General features: G+C 68.3%; 26 protein-coding genes. 19 read left to right on the top strand and 7 right to left on the bottom strand.

Annotated features, from left to right (window positions below; genetic code table 11):
• Positions 1–16 precede the first annotated feature (16 nt).
• From badI to CY658_RS11660, 16 genes are all read left to right on the top strand, one after another.
• A complete protein-coding gene (badI, locus tag CY658_RS11735) occupies positions 17–808 on the top strand; it encodes a 2-ketocyclohexanecarboxyl-CoA hydrolase (RefSeq protein ID WP_095947987.1) in 792 nt (263 codons plus the stop codon).
• A 19-nt stretch (positions 809–827) separates the two neighbouring features.
• Positions 828–1,979: a cyclohexanecarboxyl-CoA dehydrogenase gene (gene aliB, locus CY658_RS11730; protein ID WP_095947988.1), complete on the top strand. Its 1,152-nt coding sequence runs from the start codon at positions 828–830 to the stop codon at positions 1,977–1,979.
• Positions 1,980–2,027: 48 nt separating this feature from the next.
• Positions 2,028–3,698, top strand: coding sequence for a cyclohexanecarboxylate-CoA ligase (gene aliA / locus CY658_RS11725; RefSeq protein WP_101490412.1), 1,671 nt, complete (start codon positions 2,028–2,030; stop codon positions 3,696–3,698).
• 42 nt (positions 3,699–3,740) lie between these two features.
• Complete coding sequence (locus CY658_RS11720; protein WP_101490411.1) at positions 3,741–4,760, top strand: tripartite tricarboxylate transporter substrate binding protein; 1,020 nt, start codon at positions 3,741–3,743, stop codon at positions 4,758–4,760.
• A gap of 4 nt (positions 4,761–4,764) precedes the next feature.
• Positions 4,765–5,547 carry an enoyl-CoA hydratase-related protein gene (locus CY658_RS11715; RefSeq protein ID WP_101490410.1) on the top strand — a complete coding sequence of 261 codons (783 nt, stop codon included), beginning with the start codon at positions 4,765–4,767 and terminating at the stop codon, positions 5,545–5,547.
• A gap of 117 nt (positions 5,548–5,664) precedes the next feature.
• Positions 5,665–6,843, top strand: coding sequence for an acetyl-CoA C-acetyltransferase (locus CY658_RS11710; RefSeq protein ID WP_101490409.1), 1,179 nt, complete (start codon positions 5,665–5,667; stop codon positions 6,841–6,843).
• Between the two features lie 90 nt (positions 6,844–6,933).
• A complete protein-coding gene (locus CY658_RS11705; protein ID WP_101490408.1) occupies positions 6,934–7,755 on the top strand; it encodes an ABC transporter ATP-binding protein in 822 nt (273 codons plus the stop codon).
• Entirely contained in the window at positions 7,752–8,471 is a 720-nt protein-coding gene (locus CY658_RS11700) for an ABC transporter ATP-binding protein (RefSeq protein WP_101490407.1), read from the top strand. Before CY658_RS11705 ends, CY658_RS11700 begins: the two co-directional genes overlap by 4 nt.
• A 13-nt stretch (positions 8,472–8,484) precedes the next feature.
• The gene (locus tag CY658_RS11695) at positions 8,485–9,357 is read left to right on the top strand and encodes a branched-chain amino acid ABC transporter permease (protein WP_101490406.1); all 873 of its coding nucleotides are present in this window, start codon (positions 8,485–8,487) and stop codon (positions 9,355–9,357) included.
• A 100-nt stretch (positions 9,358–9,457) separates the two neighbouring features.
• On the top strand, positions 9,458–10,390 hold the full coding sequence (locus CY658_RS11690) for a branched-chain amino acid ABC transporter permease (protein ID WP_225617103.1): 933 nt from the start codon (positions 9,458–9,460) through the stop codon (positions 10,388–10,390).
• Positions 10,380–11,402 carry a phosphotransferase family protein gene (locus CY658_RS11685; protein ID WP_257884847.1) on the top strand — a complete coding sequence of 341 codons (1,023 nt, stop codon included), beginning with the start codon at positions 10,380–10,382 and terminating at the stop codon, positions 11,400–11,402. The genes CY658_RS11690 and CY658_RS11685 overlap by 11 nt, the downstream gene beginning before the upstream one ends.
• On the top strand, positions 11,402–11,779 hold the full coding sequence (locus CY658_RS11680) for a DUF6285 domain-containing protein (RefSeq protein WP_101490404.1): 378 nt from the start codon (positions 11,402–11,404) through the stop codon (positions 11,777–11,779). The genes CY658_RS11685 and CY658_RS11680 overlap by 1 nt, the downstream gene beginning before the upstream one ends.
• A 3-nt stretch (positions 11,780–11,782) precedes the next feature.
• Positions 11,783–13,069 carry an acyl-CoA dehydrogenase family protein gene (locus CY658_RS11675; protein ID WP_101490403.1) on the top strand — a complete coding sequence of 429 codons (1,287 nt, stop codon included), beginning with the start codon at positions 11,783–11,785 and terminating at the stop codon, positions 13,067–13,069.
• A gap of 70 nt (positions 13,070–13,139) precedes the next feature.
• Positions 13,140–14,357 carry an ABC transporter substrate-binding protein gene (locus CY658_RS11670; RefSeq protein ID WP_101490402.1) on the top strand — a complete coding sequence of 406 codons (1,218 nt, stop codon included), beginning with the start codon at positions 13,140–13,142 and terminating at the stop codon, positions 14,355–14,357.
• 44 nt (positions 14,358–14,401) lie between these two features.
• Positions 14,402–15,211 (top strand): enoyl-CoA hydratase-related protein, encoded by an 810-nt coding sequence (locus CY658_RS11665; protein WP_101490401.1) that lies wholly within the window; start codon positions 14,402–14,404, stop codon positions 15,209–15,211.
• Positions 15,208–16,242, top strand: coding sequence for a phosphotransferase family protein (locus CY658_RS11660; RefSeq protein WP_101490400.1), 1,035 nt, complete (start codon positions 15,208–15,210; stop codon positions 16,240–16,242). The genes CY658_RS11665 and CY658_RS11660 overlap by 4 nt, the downstream gene beginning before the upstream one ends.
• A 37-nt stretch (positions 16,243–16,279) precedes the next feature.
• Here CY658_RS11660 and CY658_RS11655 read toward each other — a convergent pair whose 3' ends face one another.
• Both CY658_RS11655 and CY658_RS11650 read right to left on the bottom strand, forming a co-directional pair.
• A complete protein-coding gene (locus CY658_RS11655; RefSeq protein ID WP_101490399.1) occupies positions 16,280–16,672 on the bottom strand; it encodes a VOC family protein in 393 nt (130 codons plus the stop codon).
• A gap of 21 nt (positions 16,673–16,693) precedes the next feature.
• Positions 16,694–17,143 carry a helix-turn-helix domain-containing protein gene (locus CY658_RS11650; protein WP_099793020.1) on the bottom strand — a complete coding sequence of 150 codons (450 nt, stop codon included), beginning with the start codon at positions 17,141–17,143 and terminating at the stop codon, positions 16,694–16,696.
• A gap of 301 nt (positions 17,144–17,444) precedes the next feature.
• Between CY658_RS11650 and CY658_RS11645 the strand changes: the two genes are divergently transcribed.
• The 3 genes from CY658_RS11645 to CY658_RS32750 all read left to right on the top strand — a co-directional run bounded on the left by CY658_RS11645 (position 17,445) and on the right by CY658_RS32750 (position 20,018).
• On the top strand, positions 17,445–18,455 hold the full coding sequence (locus CY658_RS11645) for a hypothetical protein (RefSeq protein ID WP_257884846.1): 1,011 nt from the start codon (positions 17,445–17,447) through the stop codon (positions 18,453–18,455).
• Entirely contained in the window at positions 18,452–19,501 is a 1,050-nt protein-coding gene (locus CY658_RS11640; protein ID WP_101490397.1) for a hypothetical protein, read from the top strand. Before CY658_RS11645 ends, CY658_RS11640 begins: the two co-directional genes overlap by 4 nt.
• A 373-nt stretch (positions 19,502–19,874) precedes the next feature.
• Positions 19,875–20,018 carry a hypothetical protein gene (locus CY658_RS32750; RefSeq protein WP_180838936.1) on the top strand — a complete coding sequence of 48 codons (144 nt, stop codon included), beginning with the start codon at positions 19,875–19,877 and terminating at the stop codon, positions 20,016–20,018.
• A 14-nt stretch (positions 20,019–20,032) separates the two neighbouring features.
• On the opposite strand, the gene CY658_RS11630 is transcribed toward CY658_RS32750, so the two are convergent.
• The 5 genes from CY658_RS11630 to CY658_RS11605 all read right to left on the bottom strand — a co-directional run bounded on the left by CY658_RS11630 (position 20,033) and on the right by CY658_RS11605 (position 24,134).
• A complete protein-coding gene (locus tag CY658_RS11630; RefSeq protein WP_101490395.1) occupies positions 20,033–20,356 on the bottom strand; it encodes a hypothetical protein in 324 nt (107 codons plus the stop codon).
• A gap of 638 nt (positions 20,357–20,994) precedes the next feature.
• The gene (locus tag CY658_RS11620; protein WP_101491255.1) at positions 20,995–21,906 is read right to left on the bottom strand and encodes an alpha/beta hydrolase family protein; all 912 of its coding nucleotides are present in this window, start codon (positions 21,904–21,906) and stop codon (positions 20,995–20,997) included.
• Between the two features lie 8 nt (positions 21,907–21,914).
• On the bottom strand, positions 21,915–22,895 hold the full coding sequence (locus CY658_RS11615) for a DMT family transporter (protein ID WP_101490393.1): 981 nt from the start codon (positions 22,893–22,895) through the stop codon (positions 21,915–21,917).
• A gap of 35 nt (positions 22,896–22,930) precedes the next feature.
• Positions 22,931–23,749: a helix-turn-helix transcriptional regulator gene (locus tag CY658_RS11610; RefSeq protein ID WP_101490392.1), complete on the bottom strand. Its 819-nt coding sequence runs from the start codon at positions 23,747–23,749 to the stop codon at positions 22,931–22,933.
• Between the two features lie 19 nt (positions 23,750–23,768).
• Entirely contained in the window at positions 23,769–24,134 is a 366-nt protein-coding gene (locus CY658_RS11605; RefSeq protein WP_101490391.1) for a hypothetical protein, read from the bottom strand.
• Positions 24,135–24,205: the final 71 nt, after the last annotated feature.

The raw sequence follows: 24,205 nt of genomic DNA, 5'->3' as shown, positions 1-24,205 counted from the left end.
CTTTCCGGAGACACACATGGCATCCCCCGACTTCGAAGACATCCTCTACGACGTGCGCAACGGCGTGGCGTGGATCACCATCAACCGCCCCGAGAAGATGAACGCCTTCCGCGGCCAGACCTGCGACGAGATCATCCGCGCGCTCAACCGCGCGGGCTACGACCGCGGCGTGGGCGCCATCGTGCTGGCCGGCGCCGGCGAGAAAGCCTTCTGCACCGGCGGCGACCAGTCGGCCCACAACGGCAACTACGACGGCCGCGGCACCATCGGCCTGCCGATGGAAGAACTGCACGACGCCATCCGCAACGTGCCCAAGCCCGTCATTGCGCGCGTGCAGGGCTTTGCCATCGGCGGCGGCAACGTGCTGTGCACCATCTGCGACCTGACCATCGCGTCCGAGAAAGCCGTGTTCGGCCAGGTCGGCCCGAAGATGGGCTCGGTCGATCCGGGCTACGGCACCGCCTTCCTGGCCCGCGTGGTCGGCGAGAAAAAGGCGCGCGAGATCTGGTACCTCAACCGCCGTTACAGCGGCGCCGAGGCCGTGGCCATGGGCCTGGCCAACGCCGTCGTGCCGCACGAGCAGCTCGACGCCGAGGTGCAGAAGTGGGCCGAGGAAATCTGCGAGCGCAGCCCCACCGCGCTGGCCATTGCCAAGCGCAGCTTCAACGCCGACACCGCGCACCAGGCCGGCATCGCGGGCCTGGGCATGTACGCGCTCAAGCTGTACTACGACACCGAAGAGTCGCGCGAAGGCGTCGCGGCCTTGCAGGAACGGCGCAAGCCCGAGTTCCGCAAGTACGCCAAGTAGCCGCAGCAGGACCACCGCGATGAACCCGTACATCGACGACGACCTGGCGACGCTGGCCGAGCATGCGCGCCGCTTTGCCACCGGGCGCGTGGCGCCCGGCTTCCTGGAGCGCGACGCCACGCGCGTGCTCGACCGCACGCTCATGCGTGAGATGGGCGAGATGGGCTTCATCGCGCCCGAGCTGCCCGAGGCCCACGGCGGCCAGGGCCTGGGCTGCCTGGCCGCCGGCGTGATCCACGAAGAGATCGCCCGCGCCGACCTGAGCCTGAGCTACATCAACCTGCTGGCCTCGCTCAACGGGCAGATCCTGTGCGAGCACGGCCGGCCCGAGGTGGTGGCGCCGTGGCTGGCAAAGCTCACGCAGGGCGAGGCGCTGTTCGCCATTGCGCTCACCGAACCGCGCGGCGGCTCCGACGCCGCCAACCTGCGGCTGCGCGTGGAGCGCGTGGGCGATCACTACGTGCTCAACGGAGAGAAGACCTCCATCTCGGCCGCCGACCAGGCCGACGCGGCCGTGGTGTTCGGCCGCACCGGCAGCATCGAGTCGGCCGCCCACGGCGTGACCGCGCTGCTGGTGCCGATGGACCTGCCCGGCGTCACGCGCAACCGCTTCGATTGCCACGGCCAGCGTGCCATCGGACGCGGCTCTCTGTTCTTCGAGAACGTGCGCGTGCCCGTCGACCACCGGCTGGGCGAGGAGAACAAGGGCTTCGTGCAGGTCATGCAGGGCTTCGACTTCTCGCGCGCGCTCATCGGGCTGCAGGTGCTGGCCGTGGCGCGCGTGGCGCTGGAAGAAACCTGGGAGTACGTCGCGCAGCGCGAAGCCTTCGGCAAGCCGCTGTCGGCCTTCCAGGGCGTGTCGCATCCGCTGGCCGACTTCGACACGCAGATCGAGGCCGCGCGCCTGCTGTGCCTGCAGACCTTGTGGCTCAAGGACAAGGGCGCGCCGCACACCGCCGAGGCCGCCATGTGCAAGTGGTGGGGCCCCAAGCTGGCCTACGACGCCATCCACCAGTGCCTGCTGATGTTCGGCCACGGCGGCTACGACCGCGGGCCGATGGAGCAGCGCCTGCGCGACGTGCTGGGCTTCCAGATCGGCGACGGCACGGCCCAGATCATGAAGACCATCGTCGCCCGCACGCGTGCGGGGCGCTCGGCAGTGCCCGCGTAGTCGCATCCCTGGCTTTCCGGTTCGCACAACAAGAGGAGACAAGACATCATGGAATTCGACGCCGTACTGCTGCCTCCGCGCCGCGCGCGCATGGTGGCCCAGGGCCTGTGGCACGACCGCACCATCAACGATGCGCTCGACGCCTGCATCGCCGCCTGTCCCGACAAGGTGGCGCTCACCGCGGTGCGCGTGAAGGACGGGGAGGGCGAGGGCGCCACCGTGCGCTTCACCTACCGCGAGCTGGGCCGCATGGCGGACCGCATCGCCGTCGGCCTCACGCGGCTGGGCGTGGGCCGCAACGACGTGGTGGCCTGCCAGCTGCCCAACTGGTGGGAGTTCACGCTGACCTACCTGGCCTGCTCGCGCATCGGCGCGGTGATGAACCCGCTGATGCACATCTTCCGCGAGCGCGAGCTGTCGTTCATGCTGCGGCACGGCGCGGCCAAGGTGCTGATCGTGCCGTCGCGTTTCCGCGGCTTCGACTTCGCGCAGATGGCCATGGGCCTGCAGGCCGACCTGCCCGATCTCGCGCAGGTGGTGGTGGTCGGCGGCAGCGGCGCGAACAGCTTCGAGGCGCTGCTGGCCGGCCCCGCCTGGGAGAACGAGCCCGATGCTGCGCAGGTCCTGCAGCAGCACCGGCCCGGCCCCGACGACGTGACCCAGCTCATCTACACCTCGGGCACCACCGGCGAGCCCAAGGGCGTGATGCACTCGGCCAACACCACCATGGCCAACATCGTGCCCTACGCGCAGCGGCTCGGCCTGGGTGCCGGCGACGTGGTGCTCATGGCCTCGCCCATGGCGCACCAGACCGGCTTCATGTACGGGCTCATGATGCCCATCCTGCTGCAGGCCTCGGTGGTGCTGCAGGACATCTGGGAGCCGAAGCAGGCCATTGCGTCGATCAACGCCGAGGGCGTGAGCTTCACCATGGCGTCCACGCCCTTCCTGTCCGACCTGTCGAAGACCGTGGCCGAGTCGGGCGAGGCCGTGCCCACGCTGCGCGCCTTTCTCTGCGCCGGCGCGCCCATTCCGGGCGCGCTGGTCGAGCAGGCGCGCCAGGCGCTGGGCGCCAAGATCGTATCGGCCTGGGGCATGACGGAGAACGGCGCCGTCACGCTCACGCGGCTGGACGACGACGACGAGCGTTCCATCCACACCGACGGTTGCCCGCTGCCTGGCGTGGAGTTGAAGGTGGTCGATGTCGACGGCCTTGCGTTGCCGGCGGGCGAGATCGGCAAGCTGCTGCTGCGCGCGTGTTCCAACTTCGGCGGCTACCTGAAGCGCCCGCAGCTCAACGGCACCGACGCGGCCGACTGGTTCGACACCGGCGACCTCGCGCGCATCGACGAGCGCGGCTACGTGCGCATCGCGGGGCGCACCAAGGACGTGATCATTCGCGGCGGCGAGAACATCCCCGTGGTCGAGATCGAGTCGCTGCTGTACCGCCACCCCGACGTGGCCATGGCCGCCGTGGTCGCCTACCCCGACGAGCGCCTGGGCGAGCGCGCCTGCGCGGTGGTGGTGCCCAAGCCGGGGCGGCAGGTCGACCTGCCGTCGATCGTTGCCTTCCTCAAGGCCGAGAAGGTGGCGCTGCAGTACATCCCGGAGCGCCTTGTGGTGCGCGAGACCATGCCGTCCACGCCCTCCGGAAAGATCCAGAAATTCAAGCTGCGCGACCTGCTGCGCGCGGACGAATCGGGCGCCCCGGCCGCCTGAGCGCACCTGCCGATCCTTTCGACACAACAACGGAGACAAGTCATGCAACAGAAGCAATTCGCCGCCGGCGTGGGCCGGCGGCTGGGCCGCGCCGTGGCCGCACTGGGTGGCCTCGCACTCGCCGGCCACGCGGCCTGGGCCCAGGCGCCCGCCACCGCGCCAGCTGGCGCGTGGCCATCCAAGCCCATCCGCGTGGTCGTCGGCTTTGCGCCCGGCGGCAGCACCGACGTGATGGCGCGCATCCTCGCGCAGTCGCTGTCGGAGTCGCTCGGCCAGACCGTGCTGATCGACAACAAGCCCGGCGCCAGCGGCAACATCTCGGCCTCCGAGGTGGTGCGCGCCGCACCCGACGGCCACACCTTCCTCATCGCGCCGACCTCGGTCGAGACCGCCAACCCCTCGCTCTTCAAGGCGAGCCTGCTGCCCTCGCGCGACCTCACGCCGGTGGCCACGGTCGGGCGCACGCAGATGTACCTCGTCGCCAAGCCGCAGCTGCCCGCGAAAGACGTGCGCGAGCTGGTCACGCTGGCACGGGCCAAGCCCGGCACGCTCTCGTACGCCTCGGCCGGCGCGGGCACGCCGCCGCACCTGGCCTGCGAGCTGTTCAAGCAGGCCACCGGCACGCAGGTGACGCACGTGCCCTACCGCGGCGCCGCGCCTGCCTTGCAAGACGTGCTCTCGGGCCAGGCCGACTTCGTCTGCGACCCGGGTATCGCCTTCCAGCACATCCGCGCCGGCAAGGCCAAGCTGCTGGGCATCGTGAGCGCCAAGCGCTCACCCTTCTTCCCCGACGTGCCCACCGTGGGCGAGCAGGGCTTCCCGGGCGCCAACCTCGACATCTGGTTCGGCATGTGGGCGCCCAACGGCACGCCGCCCGAGGTGCTGGCCCGCATGAGCGCCGAGCTTGGCAAGGCGCTGGCCCTGCCCAGCGTCAAGTCGCGCTACGGCGACCTGGGCGCGGAGCCCATCGCCATGAGCACACCCGAGTTTCGCAAGCTGCTGGCCGACGAAGGCGCCATGCTGTCCGCGCTCATCGCGCGCCAGAAGATCGTGGTCGATTGAGCCGATGACGACACCCAGCGCTCCCGTGCTCACCCATGTCGACGGCCGCGTCGGCGTGATCACCCTGAACCGCCCGCGCCAGCTCAACGCGCTCGACGACGCGCTCATGGACGCCCTCGGCGTTGCGCTGCTGGCCTTCGATGCCGACGCGGGCATCGGTGCCATCGTCGTCACCGGCGGTGACACCGCCTTCGCCGCCGGTGCCGACATCGCGGCGATGGCCGACTGGGGCTACGCCGACGTGGTGCGCGACGATTTCATCACCCGCAACTGGGAAACCATCCGCCGTGTGCGCAAGCCCGTGATCGCCGCGGTCGCCGGCTTTGCCTACGGCGGCGGTTGCGAGCTGGCGCTGGCCTGCGACATCGTGCTGGCCGCCGAATCGGCGCGTTTCGCGCTGCCCGAGATCAAGCTCGCCATGCTGCCGGGCGCCGGCGGCACCCAGCGCCTGCCGCGCGCCATCGGCAAGGCCAAGGCGATGGAGATGTGCCTGGCCGCACGCGTGCTCGATGCGGCCGAGGCCGACCGCTACGGCCTGGTGTCGCGCGTGGTCGCGCCCGAGGCGCTCATGCCCGAGGCACTGGCGCTGGCCGCGCGCATCGCGGGCTACTCGCTGCCGGCGCTCGTGGCGATCAAGGAGTCGGTCAACCGGGCGTGGGAATCGTCGCTGTCCGAGGGCATTTTGTTCGAGCGGCGCCAGCTGCACGCGCGCTTTGCCACCGAGGATGCACGCGAAGGCCTGCAGGCCTTCCTGGCGCGGCGCCCGCCCGTGTTCGGCCACCGCTGAGAGGGTGAGGGCGCGCGGCATGTCGCCCAAAATCGTCGGTTCCGACGACGCTGTGCGGCGGCGCGGCGCCAACAATGCGCTGGACTGTCGAACCGAACCCATCACCGGAGATTTCACATGCCCGAAGCCTATATCGTCGCCGCCGCGCGCACCGCCGGAGGCCGCCGCAACGGCCGCCTCGCCGGATGGCACCCGGCCGACCTGGCCGCACAGGTGCTCAACGCGCTCGTGGCGCGCACCGACGCCGACCCTGCGCTGATCGAAGACGTCATCATGGGCTGCGTCGGCCAGGCCGGCGAGCAGGCCTCGAACATTGCGCGCAACGCCGTGCTGGCCTCGCGCCTGCCCGAGTCGGTGCCCGCCACCTCGGTCGACCGCCAGTGCGGCTCGTCGCAGCAGGCGCTGCACTTCGCGGCGCAGGCCGTCATGTCGGGCACGATGGACATCGTGATCGCCGCCGGCGTCGAGAGCATGAGCCGCGTGCCGATGGGCCTGCCCACCACGCTGCCGCTGAAGAACAACCTGGGCTTCTACGTGAGTCCCGGCATGGAAAAGCGCTACCCCGGCATCCAGTTCAGCCAGTTCACGGGCGCCGAGATGATCGCCCGCAACTACGGCATCGAGAAAGACGCGCTCGACCGCTACGCGCTCGAAAGCCACCACCGCGCCATCGCCGCCACCAAGGCCGGCCACTTCGAGCGCGAGATCGTCCCCGTGGCCGTGCGCATGGCCGACGGCACCGAGACCGGCGAGCTGCACACCACCGACGAGGGCATCCGCTACGACGCCACGCTGGAGAGCATCGCCGGCGTCAAGCTCATCGCCGAAGGCGGGCGCTGCACGGCGGCCACCGCCAGCCAGATCTGCGACGGCGCCAGCGGCCTCATGGTCGTGAACGAGCGCGGCCTGAAGACGCTGGGCGTGAAGCCGCTGGCGCGCATCCACCACATGAGCGTGCTGGGCCACGACCCGGTCATCATGCTCGAGGCCCCGCTGCCCGCCACGCAGCGCGCGCTGCAAAAGGCCGGCATGAAGATCGAGGACATCGACCTGTACGAAGTCAACGAAGCCTTCGCGCCCGTGCCCATCGCCTGGCTGAAGGCGCTGGGCGCCGACCCGGCCCGCATCAACGTGAACGGCGGCGCCATTGCGCTGGGCCACCCGCTGGGCGCCTCGGGCACCAAGCTGATGACCACGCTCGTGAACGCCCTGGGCCAGCGCGGCAAGCGCTACGGCCTGCAGACGATGTGCGAAGGCGGCGGCATGGCCAACGTGACCATCATCGAGCGGCTCTGACGAAGCAGGGCGGCCCTTGCGCCGCCACCTGGCAGCGCCCGCGGGGGCGGCGCTGACCTTTTCCGTTCCCTCACAAAAAGAGATCGACGCATGATTCATGACAACGATCGCGGAGACAAGACGAACACCCCCCTGTTGCGCATCGACGCGGTGTCGGTGCGCTTCGGCGGCATCGTGGCGCTCGACGGCGTCTCGTTCGACGTGCGGCGGGGCCAGATCTGCGGCCTCATCGGACCGAACGGGGCGGGCAAGAGCACGCTGTTCAACTGTCTCTCGCGCCTGTACGAGTGCAGCGCCGGCCGCATCGAGTTCGACGGCCATCCGCTCACGCGCCTGCCGCGCCACCGCATGGCGGGCCTGGGCATCGGGCGCACCTTCCAGAACCTGGCGCTGTTTCGCACGATGACCGTGCGCGACAACGTGCTGGTGGGCTGCCACAGCAAGCACCACGCGGGCTTTCTGCGCAACGCCTTCCGGTTGCCCGGCGTGGCGGCCATCGAGTCGCAGGCGCGGGCGCGGGCCGACCAGCTGATCCACTTTCTCGACCTCGAGGCCGTGGCCGAACGCGAAGTGGCCGACCTGCCGTTCGGCACGCAGAAGCGCGTCGAGCTGGCGCGTGCGCTGGCGGCCGAGCCGCAACTGCTGCTGCTCGATGAGCCGGCCTGCGGCCTCAACCACGAGGAACTCGAAAGCCTGGGCACGCTGATCCGCGACATCCGCGACCGCCTGAACGTGACGGTGCTGCTGGTCGAGCACCACATGAGCCTCGTGATGGGCGTGTCGGACCAGGTGGTGGCGCTCAACTTCGGCAAGAAGATCGCCGAGGGCACACCGGCCGAGGTGCGCGCGCACCCCGAGGTGATCCGTGCCTACCTGGGTGAAGAGGAAGAAGAAGCGGAGGCCACGGCATGACGACGAACATTCTCGAAGTGCGCGGGCTGCACGCCGCTTACGGCCCGACGCGCGTGCTGCAGGGCGTCGACCTCGACATTCCCACGGGCCAGGTCGTGGCGCTGCTGGGCGCCAACGGCGCCGGCAAGACCACCACGCTGCGCGCGCTGTGCCAGATGATGGTGAGCACCGAGGGCCGCATCATGCTGGCCGGCCAGCGCATCGACGGCCGCTCGACCGAGCAGATCGCCAAGGCCGGCGTGGGCCATGTGCCCGACGGGCGCGGCACCTTCCTGGGCCTCACGACCGAGGAGAACCTGCGGCTGGGGGCCTATGCGCGTGCCAGCAGGGACGGCATCGACGCCGACATGGAGCGCGTGTTCGGCTACTTCCCGCGCCTGCGCGAGCGCCGCGCCCAGCAGGCTGGCACGCTGTCGGGCGGCGAGCAGCAGATGCTCGCCATCGGCCGCGCGCTCATGGGCAAGCCGCGCCTGCTGCTGCTCGACGAGCCGTCCTTCGGGCTCGCGCCGCTCATCGTGAAGGACATCTTCTCGATCATGCGGCGCATCAACAAGGAAGAGCGCGTGTCGATCCTGCTGGTGGAGCAGAACGCCAAGCTCGCGCTCGACCTGGCCGACTCGGCCTACCTCCTGGAAACCGGCCGCATCGTGCTCTCGGGCACCGCCGCCGAGATCCGCCGCAACGACGCCGTGCGCAAAGCCTATCTCGGCGAATAAGGGCCTCACACCGATGAACGCATTCCTGCACCAACTGCTGGCGGGCCTGGCCACCGGCGGCATCTACGCCAGCGTTGCGCTGGCGCTGGTGATGATCTACCAGGCCACGCACCACATCAACTTCGCGCAGGGCGAGATGGCGATGTTCTCGACCTTCATCGCCTGGAGCCTCATGCAAGCGGGCCTGCCGTACTGGGCCGCCTTCGTCGCGACCGTGGCGCTGTCCTTCGTGCTCGCGGCCGTGGTGGAGTTCACCGTCATCCGGCCCATGCACGACAAGCCGGCGCTGTCGGTGGTGGTGGTGTTCATCGGCCTGCTGGTGATCTTCCACAGCCTGGCGGGCTGGCTCTTCGGCTACACCATCAAGCAGTTCCCGAGCCCGTTCCCGTCGGATGCGTGGTTCGGCAGCGCGATGATGTCGGCGCACGAAATGGGCGCCATCGGCGTGACGCTGCTGGTGGTGGTGCTGCTGTTCGCGTTCTTCCGCTTCACACCGCTGGGCCTGGCGATGCGCGCCGCTGCGCAGAACGCGGCCTCGTCGCGGCTCGTGGGCATCAATGTCGGGCGCATGCTCATGCTGGGCTGGGGCCTGGCCGGTGCCATCGGCGCGGTGGCCGGGATGATGGTCGCGCCGGTGGTCTTTCTCGACCCGCACATGATGACCGGCGTGCTGCTCTACGCCTTTGCCGGCGCGCTCATCGGCGGCATCGACAGCCCCGTGGGCGCGGTGCTCGGCGGCTTCATCGTCGGCGTGCTCGAGAACCTCATCGGCACCTACGTGGTGGGCACCGAACTCAAGCTGTCGGTGGCGCTGGTGCTGATCGTCGGCGTGCTCATCGTCAAGCCCTCCGGCCTCATGGGCCGCAAGTTGGTCACTCGAGTCTGATCGCATGAACTCCCCTCAAGCCTCCTCCTTGCCGACCGCCATGGCACCGCTTGCCGTGCCGGCCAATGCACGCAGCACCAAGCCCTCGCGCTCGCCGCTCATGTGGGTCGGCCTGCTGATCGCGCTGGCCATCGGCATCACCTTCGTGGCGCGCGGCTACCAGCTGTTCCAGGCCACCATGGTGATCTCGTACGCGATCGCGCTCTTGGGCCTGAACATCCTCACGGGCTACAACGGGCAGATCTCGCTGGGCCACGGCGCCTTCTATGCCATTGGGGCCTACACCACCGGCATCCTCATGGAGCACGCGGGCGTGCCGTACTGGCTCACGGTGCCGGCGGCGGCCGTGGTGTGTTTGATCGTCGGCTACCTGTTCGGGCGGCCCGCGCTCAAGCTCGAGGGGTTGTACCTGGCGCTGGCCACCTTCGCGCTCGGCGTGGCGATGCCGCAGCTGCTCAAGTACAAGCACCTCGAGGCCTGGACCGGCGGCGTGCAGGGCATCGTGCTCATGAAGCCCGCCGCGCCCTTCGGCCTGCCGCTCAACGAAGACCAGTGGCTCTACCTGTTCTCACTGTTCGTCGCGGTCGTGATGTTTTTCATTGCCCACAACCTGCTGCAAAGCGGCAGCGGCCGGGCCATGCGCGCCATCCGCGACCACGCCATGGCCTCCGAGGCGATGGGCGTGGACAACAGCCACTACAAGGCCATGACCTTCGGCGTCTCGGCCGCGTACACCGGCGTGGGCGGCGCGCTGTCGGCCATTGCGGTGCAGTTCGTGGCACCCGATTCGTTCACGCTGTTCCTGTCGATCTCGCTGCTGGTGGGCATCGTGGTGGGCGGCGTGGGCACGCTGTACGGCGCGATCTTCGGCGCGCTCTTCATCATGTTCGTGCCCTCGCTGGCCGAGAAGGTCTCCAAGGCCGCGCCATGGGCGGTGTACGGCGTGGTGCTGATCGCCTTCATGTTCGCGATGCCCGGCGGCGTGGTCGGGTTGCTGCGCAAGCTCCAGGCACGCGTCGCCCGTGCACGATGACGCGACGCTGATCGCGAACGCACTGCAGCGGCTGGCCGGGCGCCTCGTGCCCGACGGCCTTGCAGTGCAGGCCGTGCGCCGGCTCTCGGGCGGCGCCAGCCAGCAGACCTGGGCTTTCGATGTGACGACGACCGGCGCGGGCCTTACGCATACGCAGCCGCTGGTGTTGCGCCGCGCGGCCGATGCCAGCGGCGCGCGCGCCCTGGGCACCGCGGGCCTTGCTGCGGAAGCGCAGCTCATCGAAGCCGCACGCGCGGGCGGCGTGCCCGTGCCCGGCGTGCGCCATGTACTGCAGCCGGCCGACGGGCTCGGCGAAGGCTTCGTCATGGACCGCATCGAGGGCGAAACCCTGGGCCGCCGCATCGTGCGCGACGAACGCCTGGCCGGCGCGCGCCGCGTGCTGGCGCGCCAGTGCGGCGCGGCCATGGCGCGCATCCATCGACTGCCCGCACACGGCCTGCCGCCGCTGCGCACAGCCGCCGCACGCGCGGAGCTGGACTTCCAGATCGGCCTGCACCGCAGCCACGGCACCGCGCGCCCCGTGTTCGAACTCGCGTTCCGCTGGCTGCGCACGAATGCACCGGCCGACGTGCCTGCACCGGTGCTCGTGCACGGCGACTTCCGCAACGGCAACCTGATGGTCGGCGAGGAAGGCCTGCGTGCCGTGCTCGATTGGGAACTGGCGCACTTCGGCGATCCGATGGAAGACCTCGGCTGGATGTGCGTGCGCTCCTGGCGCTTCGGCCACGGTGCGCTGCCCGTGGGCGGCTTCGGCACGCGCGAGCAACTGTTCGAGGGCTACACGGCCGAAGGTGGGCAGGTCGATGCCGAGCGCGTGCGCTGGTGGGAAGTGCTGGGAACGCTCAAGTGGGGCATCGTCTGCGAAGCCATGGGGCATGCCTGGCTCAGTGGGCGCGAGCGCGATGTCGAGAAGGCCGCCATCGGCCGTCGCGCGTCGGAGGCCGAGTCGGACCTGCTGGCGCTGCTCGCACCCGAGGAAGAGGCCGCCTGATGCAAGACCGTCCCGACATCGCCGAACTGCTCGAAGCCGTTGCCGTCTTCCTGCGCGAGCAGGTGGTGCCAGCCACCGAAGGGCAGGTCGCGTTCCATGCGCGCGTGGCCGCGAACACGCTCGACATCGTGCGGCGCGAAGTGCAGCTCGGCCCCGTCGCGCAGGCCGGTGAACGGGCGCGGCTGCACGCGCTGCTGGGCCCTGGTGCACCGACCGACCTGGCCGAAGCCAACCGCCTGCTCTGCACCCGCATCGCCTCGAGCGAACTCGACGCCGCCACCCCCGGCCTGATCGACCACCTGCGCCAGACCACACGCGACAAGCTCGCCATCGACCAGCCCGGCTACGCCGCCGGCACGAAGAAGAGAGAGGACTGAGCCATGGACTTCGACCTGCCCCGCGACCTCGTCGACTACCTCGCGGAACTCGACGCCTTCATCGACCGCGAGATCGCGCCGCTGCAGGCGCAGGGCGACAACGAGCGCTTCTTCGACCACCGCCGCGAATGGGCCCGCACCGACTTCGAGAACGGCGGCCTGCCGCGCCCCGAGTGGGAAGCGCTGCTGGCCGAGGCGCGCCGCCGCGCCGACAAGGCGGGCTATCTGCGCTTCGCCTTGCCCAGCGAGTTTGGCGGGCGCGACGGCAGCAACCTCTGGATGGCCGTGATCCGCGAGCACTTTGCCGCGCGCGGCCTGGGCCTGCACAACGACCTGCAGAACGAACATTCGATCGTCGCCAACAACCCCTTCGTCCTCGCGATTCGCGACTTCGGCTCGCCCGCGCAGTGCGACGAACTCATCCAGGGCATGCTCGACGAACGCGTGCGCCTGACCTTCGGCCTCACCGAACCGCAGCACGGCTCCGACGCCACCCACATGGAAACGCGCGCCGTGCCCGAGGCGCGCCACGGCCGCGCCGGTTTTCGCATCGACGGCGAAAAGATGTGGACCACCGGCATGCACACCGCCACGCACTGCGTGCTGTTCGCGCGCACCAGCGGGCGCGACGGCGACGCGCGCGGCATCAGCGCCTTGCTCGTGCCCGCGCAGGCCGAGGGCGTGAAGATCGAGGAGTACCTCTGGACCTTCAACATGCCCACCGACCACCCGCGCGTGAGCTTCACGAACGTGTGGGTGCCCGAAGACGCGGTGCTCGGCCCGCTCGACGGCGGCCTGGCCATTGCCCAGCACTTCGTGCACGAGAACCGCATCCGCCAGGCCGCGTCGAGCCTGGGCGCCGCCGACTACTGCGTGCGCGAGAGCGTCAAGTACGCACGCGAGCGCAAGCCCTTCGGCGAGGAACTGGCGCGCAACCAGGGCATCCAGTTCCCGCTGGTCGAGCTGGCCACGCAGGTCGAGATGCTGCGCCTGTTGATCCGCAAGACCGCGTGGCAGATGGACCAGATGCCCAAGCCACAGGTCGAGAAGCAGCTGTCCGACAAGGTCTCGATGTGCAACTACTGGGCCAACCGCCTCGTGTGCGAGGCCGCCGACCGCGCGATGCAGGTGCACGGCGGCATCGGCTATTCGCGCCACAAGCCCTTCGAACACATCTACCGCCACCACCGCCGCTACCGCATCACCGAGGGCTCCGAAGAGATCCAGATGCGCAAGGTGGCGGGCCATCTCTTCGGCTACATGGGGCCGAACCGGGCCACTGCCGCCTGAACCGCTTTCCGACGACGACTGACGACGCAGGCCGACCGGCCACTCAGCAACACAGAAGGAGACACGCGACATGGTTCATCCGCTTTCCCGCCGCACCGCATTGGCCGCCGGCCTTGCCACGCTCTGCATCAGCCTGCCGGCCCTGGCCCAGAAGAAGCCCGAAGCCGGTGTGAGCGACGTCGAGATCGTGCTGGGCATGCCCATGCCGCTGTCGGGGCCCGTGTCGGGCTACTCGGTGGTCGGCAAGGTGGCCGAGGCCTACTTCAAGAAGCTCAACGAGCAGGGCGGCATCCACGGGCGCAAGGTGCGCCTGTTGATCTACGACGACCAGTACTCGCCGCCCAAGACCGTCGAAGTGGCGCGCCGCCTCGTCGAAGAAGACCAGGTGCTCGCCCTCTTCGGCAACCTGGGCACCGCGCCCAACATGGCGATCCAGCGCTACATGAACGCCAAGAAGGTGCCGCAGCTCTTCGTGCAGTCGGGCGCCGCGCAGTTCGACGACGCCGCCAGGTACCCGTGGACCGTGCCCTTTCTCGGCAGCTACCAGGGCGAGGGCCGCGTGTTCGCGCGCCACATCATCGAGACCCGGCCCGACGCCAAGATCGCCGTGCTCATGCAGAACGACGACCTCGGACGCGAAGTGCTCAAGGGCCTGCAGGAAGGCCTGTCGAAGCAGGGCAAGGCAAAGATCGTGGCGCAGGCCACCTTCGAGGTGACCGACCCCACCGTCGATTCGCAGGTGGTGCAGCTCAAGTCGTCGGGTGCCGACGTGCTCGTGATGGCCGCCACCGCGCGCACCGCCGCGCAGGCCATCCGCAAGGTCGCCGACGTGGGCTGGACGCCCGACCGTTATCTCAACTTTGCCGCCGCCTCCGTGAAGATGGCCTTCGAGCCCGCGGGCGCCGACAAGGCCAAGGGCGTGGTCGCGCTCGCCGTCTACAAGGAACCCATGAGCCCGCGCTGGAGCCGCGACCCCGAGGTGCTCGAGTACCTCGAGCTGCTCAAGACCCACGCCAGCGGCGTCGACCCGAGCAACGGCAGCGGCGTGTCGGGCTACATCGTCGCGCAGCTCATGGCGCACGTGCTGCGCGAGGCCGGCGCCAACCCCACGCGCGAGAGCGTGCGCGTGGCCGCCAGCACCCTCAAGAGCCCGCGCATCTCGATGCTGCTGCCCGGCGTGGCCATGGCCAATTCGGCCGCCGACCTGCACGCCTACGCCTCCATGCAGCCCGTGCGCTTCAACGGCGTGGACCTCGACCCGGTCGGGCCCGCGCTGAACATGAAGTGAACCCCTTTTTATTTTTATCTACTCACGCCCTTCGGAGCCCACCCATGAGCCAGCCTGACGACCAGGACCCCCTTCTGTACGAACGCGACGGCGACGTCGCCATCCTCAGCTTCAACATTCCCAAGCGGCTCAACCCGCTCACTGTGCCGCTGCAGCAGGCCTTGCGCCAGCGGCTCGCACAGCTGCGCGACGAAGGCGAGGTGCGCGCCGTGGTGCTCACCGGCGTCGGCAAATCGTTCTGCGTGGGCGCCGACCTCGGCAGCATGGACGCCAGCGCGCCCGGCAGCCTGGGCCAGCGCACGGCCGACGCGATGGAGGCCATGTCGAACCGCCTCATCGAAGACCTGCGCAGCATGCCCTTCCCCGTGGTGAGCGCCATCAACGGCCCTGCCGCGGGTGCCGGCGTGGGCGTGGCGCTGGCCGCCGACGTCGTGCTGGTGGCGCGATCGGCCTACTTCTACCTGCCCTTCATGCCGCGCCTGGGCATCGTGCCCGACCTGGGCACCACCTGGTTCCTCGAACGGCTCGTGGGCGGCGCGCGCGCCATTGGCATGTCGCTGCTCGGCGAGCGCCTGTCGGGCGAACAGGCCGCGCAATGGGGCCTTGTCTGGGCCTGCGTGGACGACGCCGAACTGCGCGCCCAGGCGGTGGCCATTGCGCAGCGGCTCGCGCGCCTGCCCGCGCATGCCGCGCACGAGATCCGCGCCGTCTACGAATCGGCCGCGAGCCAGTCGCTCGTCGGCCAGATGCGCCACGAGGCCGAGCGCCAGCGCGAGCTGATCGACCGACCCGACTTCGCCGAAGGCGTGAAGGCCTTCATGGAGAAACGCGAGCCCGTGTTCCGTCGGCCATGAGCGGGGCTGCAGATTCCACGGCCGCTGCGGGGATCGAGTTCGACGCCGAGCGCCTGCAGCGCCACCTGCGGCAAGTGCTGCCCGAGCTTGAAGGCCCGATGCGCCTGGCGCGCATCGGCGGCGGGCAGTCGAACCCCACCTTCTTCGTCGACTTCGACAACCGCGCGCTGGTGCTGCGCAAGCAGCCGCCCGGCGAGCTGCTGCCCTCGGCCCACGCGGTCGACCGCGAGTACCGCGTGCTGCGCGCACTGGCCGCCACCGACGTGCCCGTGCCGCGCACCGTGCTGTACTGCGACGACCGCGCCGTGGTGGGCACGCCCTTCTACGTGATGGACAAGCTCGAGGGCCGCGTGCTGTCGAACTACGCGCTGCCCGGCATCGCGCCCGCCGAGCGCCGCGCGTACTACTTTGCGATGGCCGAGACCCTGGCGCGCCTGCACGCCGTCGACCTTGCCGCCGTCGGCCTCACCGACTACGGCCGCCCCGGCAACTTCTTCCAGCGCCAGATCGCCCGCTGGACCCGGCAGTGGGAAGCTTCGCGCACCCGCGAAGACGCCAACATCGATCGCCTCATCGCCTGGCTGCCCGCCAACTTGCCACCGGGCGACCAGACCACCATCGCGCACGGCGACTTCCGTTTCGGCAACCTCATGTTCCACCCCACCGAGCCGCGCGTGATCGCCGTGCTCGACTGGGAGCTGTCGACCCTGGGCCACCCGCTGGCCGACGTGGCCTACAACTGCATGGCCTGGCACACCGGCGCCGACGAATTCGAAGGCATGCAGGGCATCGACCTCGCGGCCGAAGGCATCCCGACGCAGGCCGAGTACATCGCCCACTACCAGCAGGCCGGCGGCTGCGCCGAGCCGGTGACCAACTTTCACCTGGCGTTCTCGCTGTTCCGCTTCGCCGTGATCCTCGAAGGCATCGCGGCGCGCGCCAAGAGCGGCAGCGCGGCGGCGGAAGATGCGGTGCAGGTGGGCGCGCAGGCCGCGGGGTTTGCGCGGCGGGCGGCGGCGTTGATCGACTAGCCGGTAGCGAACCGGCTGGAGCCGGGCAGGGCGCCCGTCAGCCGCCGATGGGCGAGCACAGCTCGACCAGCGTGCCGTCGGGGCAGCGCACGTACGAGACCACCTGCCCCCAGGGCTTGGTCACCGGCGCCGACAGCTGCGTGGCGCCGGCCGCGAGCGCGCGGCTGTGCGCGGCGGGTACGTCGGGCGTCACGAGGCCCAACTCCATGCCCAATGGTTGGGCGGAATCCGAGGCGGCGACATGCCCGCCTGGAAAGTTGGAATCGGCGAGCGCGTGCGCGGCAAAGGCCAACGTGGTCTCGCCGGTTTCGACTTCGCCATAAGTGCCCGATTCGTGCAGGAAGCGCGTGGGCAGGCCGAAGGCTTGTTCAAAAAACTTCAGCGATTGGGCGACGTCCGGAACGTAGACGATGGTGTAGCCGAGTTTCATGGACGAGGGCGCGTTGCTTACTTACTGCGCTTCCAGCCGCTCTGCAATCTCGCGCGCCCCGAGTTCCCGCACCGTGGCCAGTCGCTCCAGCTGCGCTGCACGCGGACGTGCCTTGCCTTGTTCCCAGTGATAGATCGTCTGGCCCGACACGCCGACCAGCTGCCCATAGATCGCCGCGGACAGCCCGAGCTTGGCGCGGTGCGCGGCCAGCCGGTTGGCACTGAAGCGGCGCTTGGGACCGCCTGCGTCGGCGTCGTCGCCTGCAGCACCGGCTGAGGCGGGCGCCTGACGCGCGGAACCCTTGGCGACCTTGCGCAGTTCTTTTTCAAGCGCGCTCACCTGACGGCGCAAGTCGGCAATCGATGCCCGGTGCGCGACGGAGGCCTTCTTGAGGGTTTCGATCTCCGCTCGCACTTCCTTGCGAGCGACACGGGAGATTTCGGCTTTGAGGATGGAGGCGATGTTTGGCATGGGGGGATTGTGCTCAATTTGGGGACACAAATGGAGGGGGTGTGCTGTAGGCGGATGCCGTCGTTTGTAGGCAACAGGGGTTCTAGCGTTATTGAGCTCGGATTTTTTTCGCTTAATGCTGAATTCCCAGTGCCGATGGATGCTTGTCGTGGTCGTTTGGCCAAGACCGCACCTGTCTGGCAGAGAAGTTCCGTGCGACGATTCGATGCCGCCCTATCGGCCGGGATCGGACATTCACCAGAAAATTTGATATGCGCCTGTGGCGAGTCCACGCACACGGGCGCTGTTACAGGGAGCACACATGACGTTTATTTCTGGCATTCGCAAAGCCTTGCTTGGTGGATGCTTCTTGCTGGCTGGACTGGCTGCTTTCGCCCAGCCGTGGCTATCGGAGAGTGTTCTGGATCTCAGCTACAAGGGCAAAACGCCCGCTTTCCCCGTCGCTGCCTATCGAAATATCAGTGTTACGGAATTCAGGTCGATGGTAAGCAAGGCGTTTCAGAAGTCAGACTTCTCTTTCGTTGCCGTGGATGAGCAGAAGAACAGGTCGACGGTCTTCGAGTTCAAATTCAATGCGGATCCGAAGATGCGGTTCGTCCCGAGAGTTCTCGTATCTGCCGACGAGTTGCTCGATGGCAAGAGGAAGTGCAATCCATGTTTCTTAAGACTTGCCGAGATAAAAAATGCGAAGGAGGTCAAGGCACTTCCGTGGATGGTTCAGTACGACCTGAGCGCGCGAATCGTCCCAGCAATCGACAACGCGTACGCGGCGATCGAGTCCGCCGGGCGCGAATATGTCGACCCAGCGTTCTTGTTCAATTACAAGCGGCAATGGGAAGGGGAGAAGACCTTGTTCGGCAACGCCTTCGTTGGCCTCAGTTTGCCCAGTCTGAAGGAAAAAATTGTTCGCGCTTACCGAAGCGCTGGCTTCTTGTCCGTTGAAAGCGAAGCTCCTCCAAGGGCTTCCGAACTCACTCTGACTTTCAGTTTTCCCGTGGATCCGGCCAAGGAGGGCGGCGTGATCTACAAGGTGAAGATCTACAGCCAGTATGACGAAGACGGGCGTTGCTACCCCTGCGAGGTCGTCGAACACTACGACTCGTCCCAGAAGCTTCCGCCGGCGGGTTTGTCTGGTGTCCTGAGTCGTGCGACCCTCGAGCCGAGATTCGCGGCAGCGCTGAGTGCGGCATACGAAAGCATGCGTACCGACCTCGAGCGCTATCTGCGGCCTCGCTCCGTGTTTTTGGAGCAACCCAAACGCCCCCCTCTCGGCTCGACACCGCTTCCGCCGCCTCCAATCGCAGTGACATGACCGTCCACGCCCAGCCTGCGTCAGGGAGCGTCCCAAACGCCGCAATGCGTCAGGAGCATTGGTTCATCTTTGGAAACCTGTTCGTGGCGCTGTCGGCCGGAGTGCTGGCATTGTGGTCCGCGCCGATGATGCTGGCCGTTCTCTATATCAACATATGGCTGCTGGCGAATCCTCATCTGGTGGCAACCTACACGCGCATCGGCGCCATCTATTCGCGCATTCGTCTGCGCTGGGCTCTGATCTTTGTCGCGCCGCTCTTGATATTGACGGGCTTGACGATCGTTGCGCTTGCCTATGAAGCGGCCGGGCTGCTCGCCCTGTATTTCGTGCTTCAGACGTTCCATGTTGCTCGCCAGAGCTATGGAATCGCCAGACGCCATGACCGTCGGCTTCAGGTGCCTTTTCGCAATCTGCCCTATTTGCTGATCTATTTGTTCCCCGCGTGGGGATACCTGCATCGCAGTGCGCAGGTACCTCAAAGTTTCCTGGGCTACCCGATCTGGTTTCCTCCCGTTCCGCAGGAGTTGGCCTTTGCGGCAGGCATCGCGGCCACCGCCGGTGCATTGTTCTGGTTCGCACGCCTGATGTATGCCAGGGGCGAGAAGCCGGCGAATGAGCCCTTCAACAGCTTCGTGCTCTCGCACCTGGTGATTTCGTTGGTTGGCTATGTCTGGATCAGCGACATCACGGTGGGCTGGTTGGTGGTCAACGTCTGGCACAACATTCAGTACCTGATATTCGTGTATCGCCAACGGCGTCCTGAAATCACGACGGAAAAAGGCGGCGAGAAACCAGACAACGCTTCGGCACGCCACAAGCCGTTCGTTGCGGTTCTGAAATCCCCCGCGACTTTTTTTCTGACGTGTTCAATCGTGGGCGCTGTCTTGTTCGTGGCTGCCGATCGTGTTGGCGAAAGTCTTCTTTGGCTGGGGCTTCCGACCATTCTGATCGCGCACTTCGTCTTGAACTTCCATCACTACTTGGCGGACGCCGTGATTTGGAGGCGGCGTCGTGCTGGCGGGCCTGACGGTGTTTCGTCGCGCTGATTGGCGAAAGACCCTCTCTCAGGTCAGGCGCCTGACACCACCGCTCATCCGAAGCGGCGTCTGAGCCACGACCAGTTGCAATGGTCTGAGCCTTGGGCAAGGTTCGCGATACCGGGATACCCGGAGTGGCTGGAGACGCTACCTCCCGGATAACGCGCCACGATCATCGCCATGCTCGGAACAATCGCGCTGAATAGTTCCGCGCGATTCAAGCGCGGGTTTCAACACTGCCAGTCCAGCGATGCCCGGAACTCCGTATCTACTTGCGATTCTTCGAAGAGAGCTTGCCGACGCCGGTCTCACCCTTGGCGACGTAGCGAGCGCGATCGGAACGTCCGAACGGCGTGCCCAAACCTTGATGGCGAACGGGACCATGAAACTGCGGGATATCGACAAGCTTGTCGAGCTGCTGCACCTGGACTTCGACGAAATCCTGAGCGAGGTGGGCTATCCCCGGCCCGTCGGCGCGCCGCTGGCTCTTTCAGCTTCCGTTTCGAGCCGGTTTGAAGAGGCGTGAATCACGCGAGGCGCTCACTGCACGCCGCCTTCACCAAGGGCAGCACGCAGTGACTGAGTCGTGACATCGGCAGCTTCGATCCGCCGCTGCAGTTCCTCATTCACCAGCCGCACCAACGCCCCCAACTCCGTGCGCGTCGGAAAGACTTCCTCCGTCTCCCCCACGTGCTGCGGAACGATGAGCTTCTCGATGCACGCATAGGCGCGTTGCACCGCATGAAGACTGTCGATGTCATCACACGCCTGCAGCGCGAGCGATTCGGCACTGGCGGTTTCTTCAGAAGATGCAGGAAGCGAAGACGCGTGCGCGGACGCGCGAGGAGATGTAGATGCAGCCATGAATGGCCTCCAAGGGTTTCGGTTTTGCTGAAACCGACGCACCCGAGTCCAAGCGGGGGCGGCGGCTCGACGGGTTGGACTACCGGGAAACCACTTGCGTGAAACCGGCCGGGCTCGCGCCCGCCCATCGAGCCGCCTAAACAGGAAGCGCGAACGACAAAGCCGCAGACCCTGCGGGGTGGCTGCGGCTTTACGTCGCAGTGATTTCAACGGGAGTCCAAGCCCGATCACGCCCTGTGTTGACGTGACCGGCGCAGTATAGCGATGGACATGGCTGCACCGCATGAAGACTGTCGACGTCATCACACGCCTGTAGCGCAAGCGATTCGGCACTGGCGTTTTCAGAGAATGCAGGAAGCGAAGACGCGTGCGCGGATGCGCGAGGAGATGCAGCAGCCATGAATGGCCTCCAAGGGTTTCGGTTTGCTGAAACCGACGCACCCAACGCCAATTGAGGGCGGCAGCTCGACGGGTTGGCGTACCGGGAAACCACTTGCGTGAAACCGGCCGGGCTTGCGCCCGCCCATCGAGCCGCCTAAACAGGTACCACGAACGACAAAGCGGCAGGCCCCGTGGGGTGGCCGCAGCTTTTACGTCGCAGTGATTTCATCGAGGGAGCACTGAGGCGGCGCACCACCTCACGGCGCCGCCAGATACGCCTCCACCGCCTTCCCCCACAGCCCCTGCTGCCCGATCAGCCCGTGCCCGTTCATACCGGGCTCCAGCGTGAAGCTCTCGAAGCGCCCCTTGCCGCCCGCGTCGCGAAAGGCTTCGAAGTTCTTGCGGCTGTGCGACATCGCGTAGAACGGGTCGTTCTCGCCGTAGAGCCACAGCGTGGGCTTGGCGAAGGCCGCGCCGCGGCGGAAGGTGACGGGGTTGATGGCGTCGGCGGTGTTGCCGGGGCATTTGTCGCCCATCCAGCCGCCGACGAAGTTGATGGCGCCCTGGAACACGTCGGGGCGCAGGCCCGCATACGCCACGGCGAGGATGCCGCCGCGCGACTGGCCTGCGATTTCCATGCGGCGGGGGTCGACATCGGGGTTGCGCTGCAGCCACGCGACGGCGGCGTCGAGGTCGGCCACGGCGCGGTCGAAGCCGGCCAGGGCGATGGCGGGCTCGCAGCTGTAGTGCTCGCGCTTGGCGGTGAAGCCTTCGTCGTACAGCCCGTCCGATTGGCCGCGTCCGCGCCGCTGCGGAAAGGCGATGAGCCAGCCGCGCTGCGTGAACCAGCGGGCGGTTCGCTCGGGGGCCCAGGTCTGCTTGAACAAGGCCGGGTCGTTGCCGATGCCGGTGGAGCCGTGGTTGAACACGACCGTGGGGAACGGGCCGGCGCCGTCGGGCTTGTAGATGACCATCTCGAGCGTGACGGGCGCGCCGTTCTCGACGAAGGGCGTGGGCACGCGCACGACGCTGCGTTGCAGCGGTTGTTGCTGCTGCTGCACTTGCGGCTGTTCCTGCGGCTCCGGTCGCTGCGCCCAGCCCGCGCCACAGAAGGCGAAGAGCGACGCGAACGAGGCGGCAGCGAGCGCGGCGGTGCGAAGGCGATTCATCTTCTTCTTCATGGGCGAGGGCTTTCGGAAGTGGGCAAAGACGCCGCCGCATTCTGCCCCGGAGCCTGCCGCTCGCTGTCGCGTGGCGCCGGCACTCGCCACCGCATCGCACCACTCGCGAGCACGACACCAGGCACCACGAACGACAGCGCCAGCAGCGCGGGGCGCGTGACGGGCTCGTTCATCCACCATGCCGCGCCGAGCGTGGTCAGCACGGGCACGAGCGCGGACGACAGCGCGGCGCGTGCGGCGCCCAGCCGCGTGATCGCCACGCCGTAGACCACCAGCCCGAGCAGGCCGGCGACCACGCCTTGGCCCGCGGCCTGCATCGCGATGTCGGTCCACGGCGCGGCGAACAGTCGCGGCGGGCCGGCGAGCCAGAGCAGCGGCAACAGCAGCAGGGTCGATGCACCGTTGACGAAGGCCGCGCCCTGCCATGCGCTCATGCCGCAGCGGCCGAAGGCCAGGGAGTAGACGGTCCACAGCAACGCCGCCAGCAGAAAGAGCAGGTCGCCGCGCCAGTGCTGTTGCCGCAAGCCCTCGCCGAAGCTGCCCGCCGCGAACACCGCCATGCCGATGGCGATGCCGGCCAGCCCGAGGAGGCGCAGACCCTGCACGCGCTCGCCCCGGTAGACCCACGCGCCCAGCGCGGTGAAGAGCGGCAGGCTGCCGGCCATGAAGATGCCCATGTGGCTGGCGGGCGCCCACTGCGCGCCGGCCAGCACCAGCAAGCCGAAGGGCAGGCCACCGCCGATGACGAGCAGCACGAGCGCGCCGCGCGACGCACCCGGCGGCACGAGCCTGCCGCGCAGCCACAAGGGGCTGAGCAGCAGCGCGGGAATGCCGTAGCGCAGCAGGGCGAGGTCCATCGGCCCGAGCGCGGTGGCGGTCACGCCGTGGCGCGACAGCAGCTGCCAGGCGCTGCCGATGAGGGCGGCGGCCAGCGCGGCGAGTGCGCCGATCCAGAGGGTGCGAGGCGATGTCGTCATCGGGCCAGTCTGTGGCCCGGGCGGCGCGAAAGCTATCAGATTCGTGCGCCTGCGCCGGCCGGCCCGAGCGCGCGGCGAGCATCGCCGAGCGTGACGCCTACGGTGCGCCGGAACACGGCGCCCAGGTGGCTCTGACTGCAGTAGCCCAGGTCGTGCGCGAGGCCGGCGAGGTCGCGCTCGCCGTCGGCCAGCCGCTCCATCGCCGACGCCAGCCGCAGGTGCTGGCGGTACTGGTGCAGGCTCAGGCCGGTCTGCTGGCGGAAGCGGCGCGCCAGGTGAAAGGGCGAGCGCGACACGGCCTCGGCCAGTTCGTCCAACGAGAGCGGAGGCCGCGCGCCCGGGCCGCTGCCTTCGGACAGCAGCAGTTGCCGTGCACGCGCGACGGCACCATGCCATGGCGCCTGGTGCGGCGCGCTGCCCAGCTCGGCGACGAGCGCGGCCACCAGGGCCGCGGCCTGTGCGCTGTCGGTGTCCGGCAGCTGGCGCCGCACCGCGTGCATGCGGTACAGCGTTTGCGGCGTCAGCAGGCAGACGCTCACGCCCGCAGCATTTGCACCATGGGCCGGGCCGACCGATGCATGGCCGCTGACCACGAGGCTGTGGCGCACGGTCGCGGTCTCGGGCCGCAGCCGGTAGGCGGTGGCATCGCCGAAACGGATGGCGGTGAGCGCGTCGGTCAGCCAGGTGTGGTCGCCCGAGCGCACGTCGAGCCGCGTGCGTCCGATGGGGAAGACGACGCGCGGCGAGGCCACGGTGTACGGGTCGCTCCACGCCGGCCCCTGCGGCGCGTGCAGGCGCACATGCGCCACCTCGAACCCGCGCCCGGCATAGAGAAGGGTGCGGTCCTGAGGCATGGAAAGAGTGAAGGGCCGATCAGCCCAGCGCGGTCCAGCTGCAGCGCAGCTCGTACTGCGCGCCGCGGTAACTGAGCGTGCCCGTCGCGCCGGCCACGCGCAGTGCCACGGCCACCTGCGGCCGTTCGAGGCCGGTGCCGCGCACGCGCATGAGCTGCTGGCGATGGTCGACGAAGCGCTGCTGCAGGGTGAAGCGCTCGCTGCCCTCGGTGCCGGGGCCGGTGCGCGCGACGATGAGTTCGGTCAGCTGGCCCGTCGAGAGGCTGAACTGGATTTCGACTGCGTACGGCCGGCCGTCGCACTGCAGGCTGCCGTTCGCAAAGGCGGGCGACAGGCCAAGAAGCAGAAAGCAGGGCAGGGCGAGAGCGAGGAGGCGGCGGTGCATGTCGCAGTGGGTGCAGGTGGCGGCCCGCCACCATACCCCAAGCAGGTGAAACACACCCGCACACATCCGCA

This window comes from Variovorax sp. RO1 (assembly GCF_002849325.1).
Lineage (GTDB): Bacteria > Pseudomonadota > Gammaproteobacteria > Burkholderiales > Burkholderiaceae_C > Variovorax.
Note: the sequence above shows the minus strand (reverse complement) of the source record. Positions and strands in the feature narration are given on the sequence as shown.

Coding starts and splice junctions, on each gene's coding strand:
- badI (WP_095947987.1), top strand. CDS start 17: ATGGCATCCCCCGACTTCGAAGACATCCTCTACGACGTGCGCAACGGC.
- aliB (WP_095947988.1), top strand. CDS start 828: ATGAACCCGTACATCGACGACGACCTGGCGACGCTGGCCGAGCATGCG.
- aliA (WP_101490412.1), top strand. CDS start 2,028: ATGGAATTCGACGCCGTACTGCTGCCTCCGCGCCGCGCGCGCATGGTG.
- CY658_RS11720 (WP_101490411.1), top strand. CDS start 3,741: ATGCAACAGAAGCAATTCGCCGCCGGCGTGGGCCGGCGGCTGGGCCGC.
- CY658_RS11715 (WP_101490410.1), top strand. CDS start 4,765: ATGACGACACCCAGCGCTCCCGTGCTCACCCATGTCGACGGCCGCGTC.
- CY658_RS11710 (WP_101490409.1), top strand. CDS start 5,665: ATGCCCGAAGCCTATATCGTCGCCGCCGCGCGCACCGCCGGAGGCCGC.
- CY658_RS11705 (WP_101490408.1), top strand. CDS start 6,934: ATGATTCATGACAACGATCGCGGAGACAAGACGAACACCCCCCTGTTG.
- CY658_RS11700 (WP_101490407.1), top strand. CDS start 7,752: ATGACGACGAACATTCTCGAAGTGCGCGGGCTGCACGCCGCTTACGGC.
- CY658_RS11695 (WP_101490406.1), top strand. CDS start 8,485: ATGAACGCATTCCTGCACCAACTGCTGGCGGGCCTGGCCACCGGCGGC.
- CY658_RS11690 (WP_225617103.1), top strand. CDS start 9,458: ATGTGGGTCGGCCTGCTGATCGCGCTGGCCATCGGCATCACCTTCGTG.
- CY658_RS11680 (WP_101490404.1), top strand. CDS start 11,402: ATGCAAGACCGTCCCGACATCGCCGAACTGCTCGAAGCCGTTGCCGTC.
- CY658_RS11675 (WP_101490403.1), top strand. CDS start 11,783: ATGGACTTCGACCTGCCCCGCGACCTCGTCGACTACCTCGCGGAACTC.
- CY658_RS11670 (WP_101490402.1), top strand. CDS start 13,140: ATGGTTCATCCGCTTTCCCGCCGCACCGCATTGGCCGCCGGCCTTGCC.
- CY658_RS11665 (WP_101490401.1), top strand. CDS start 14,402: ATGAGCCAGCCTGACGACCAGGACCCCCTTCTGTACGAACGCGACGGC.
- CY658_RS11660 (WP_101490400.1), top strand. CDS start 15,208: ATGAGCGGGGCTGCAGATTCCACGGCCGCTGCGGGGATCGAGTTCGAC.
- CY658_RS11655 (WP_101490399.1), bottom strand. CDS start 16,672: ATGAAACTCGGCTACACCATCGTCTACGTTCCGGACGTCGCCCAATCG.
- CY658_RS11650 (WP_099793020.1), bottom strand. CDS start 17,143: ATGCCAAACATCGCCTCCATCCTCAAAGCCGAAATCTCCCGTGTCGCT.
- CY658_RS11645 (WP_257884846.1), top strand. CDS start 17,445: ATGACGTTTATTTCTGGCATTCGCAAAGCCTTGCTTGGTGGATGCTTC.
- CY658_RS11640 (WP_101490397.1), top strand. CDS start 18,452: ATGACCGTCCACGCCCAGCCTGCGTCAGGGAGCGTCCCAAACGCCGCA.
- CY658_RS32750 (WP_180838936.1), top strand. CDS start 19,875: ATGAAACTGCGGGATATCGACAAGCTTGTCGAGCTGCTGCACCTGGAC.
- CY658_RS11630 (WP_101490395.1), bottom strand. CDS start 20,356: ATGGCTGCATCTACATCTCCTCGCGCGTCCGCGCACGCGTCTTCGCTT.
- CY658_RS11620 (WP_101491255.1), bottom strand. CDS start 21,906: ATGAATCGCCTTCGCACCGCCGCGCTCGCTGCCGCCTCGTTCGCGTCG.
- CY658_RS11615 (WP_101490393.1), bottom strand. CDS start 22,895: ATGACGACATCGCCTCGCACCCTCTGGATCGGCGCACTCGCCGCGCTG.
- CY658_RS11610 (WP_101490392.1), bottom strand. CDS start 23,749: ATGCCTCAGGACCGCACCCTTCTCTATGCCGGGCGCGGGTTCGAGGTG.
- CY658_RS11605 (WP_101490391.1), bottom strand. CDS start 24,134: ATGCACCGCCGCCTCCTCGCTCTCGCCCTGCCCTGCTTTCTGCTTCTT.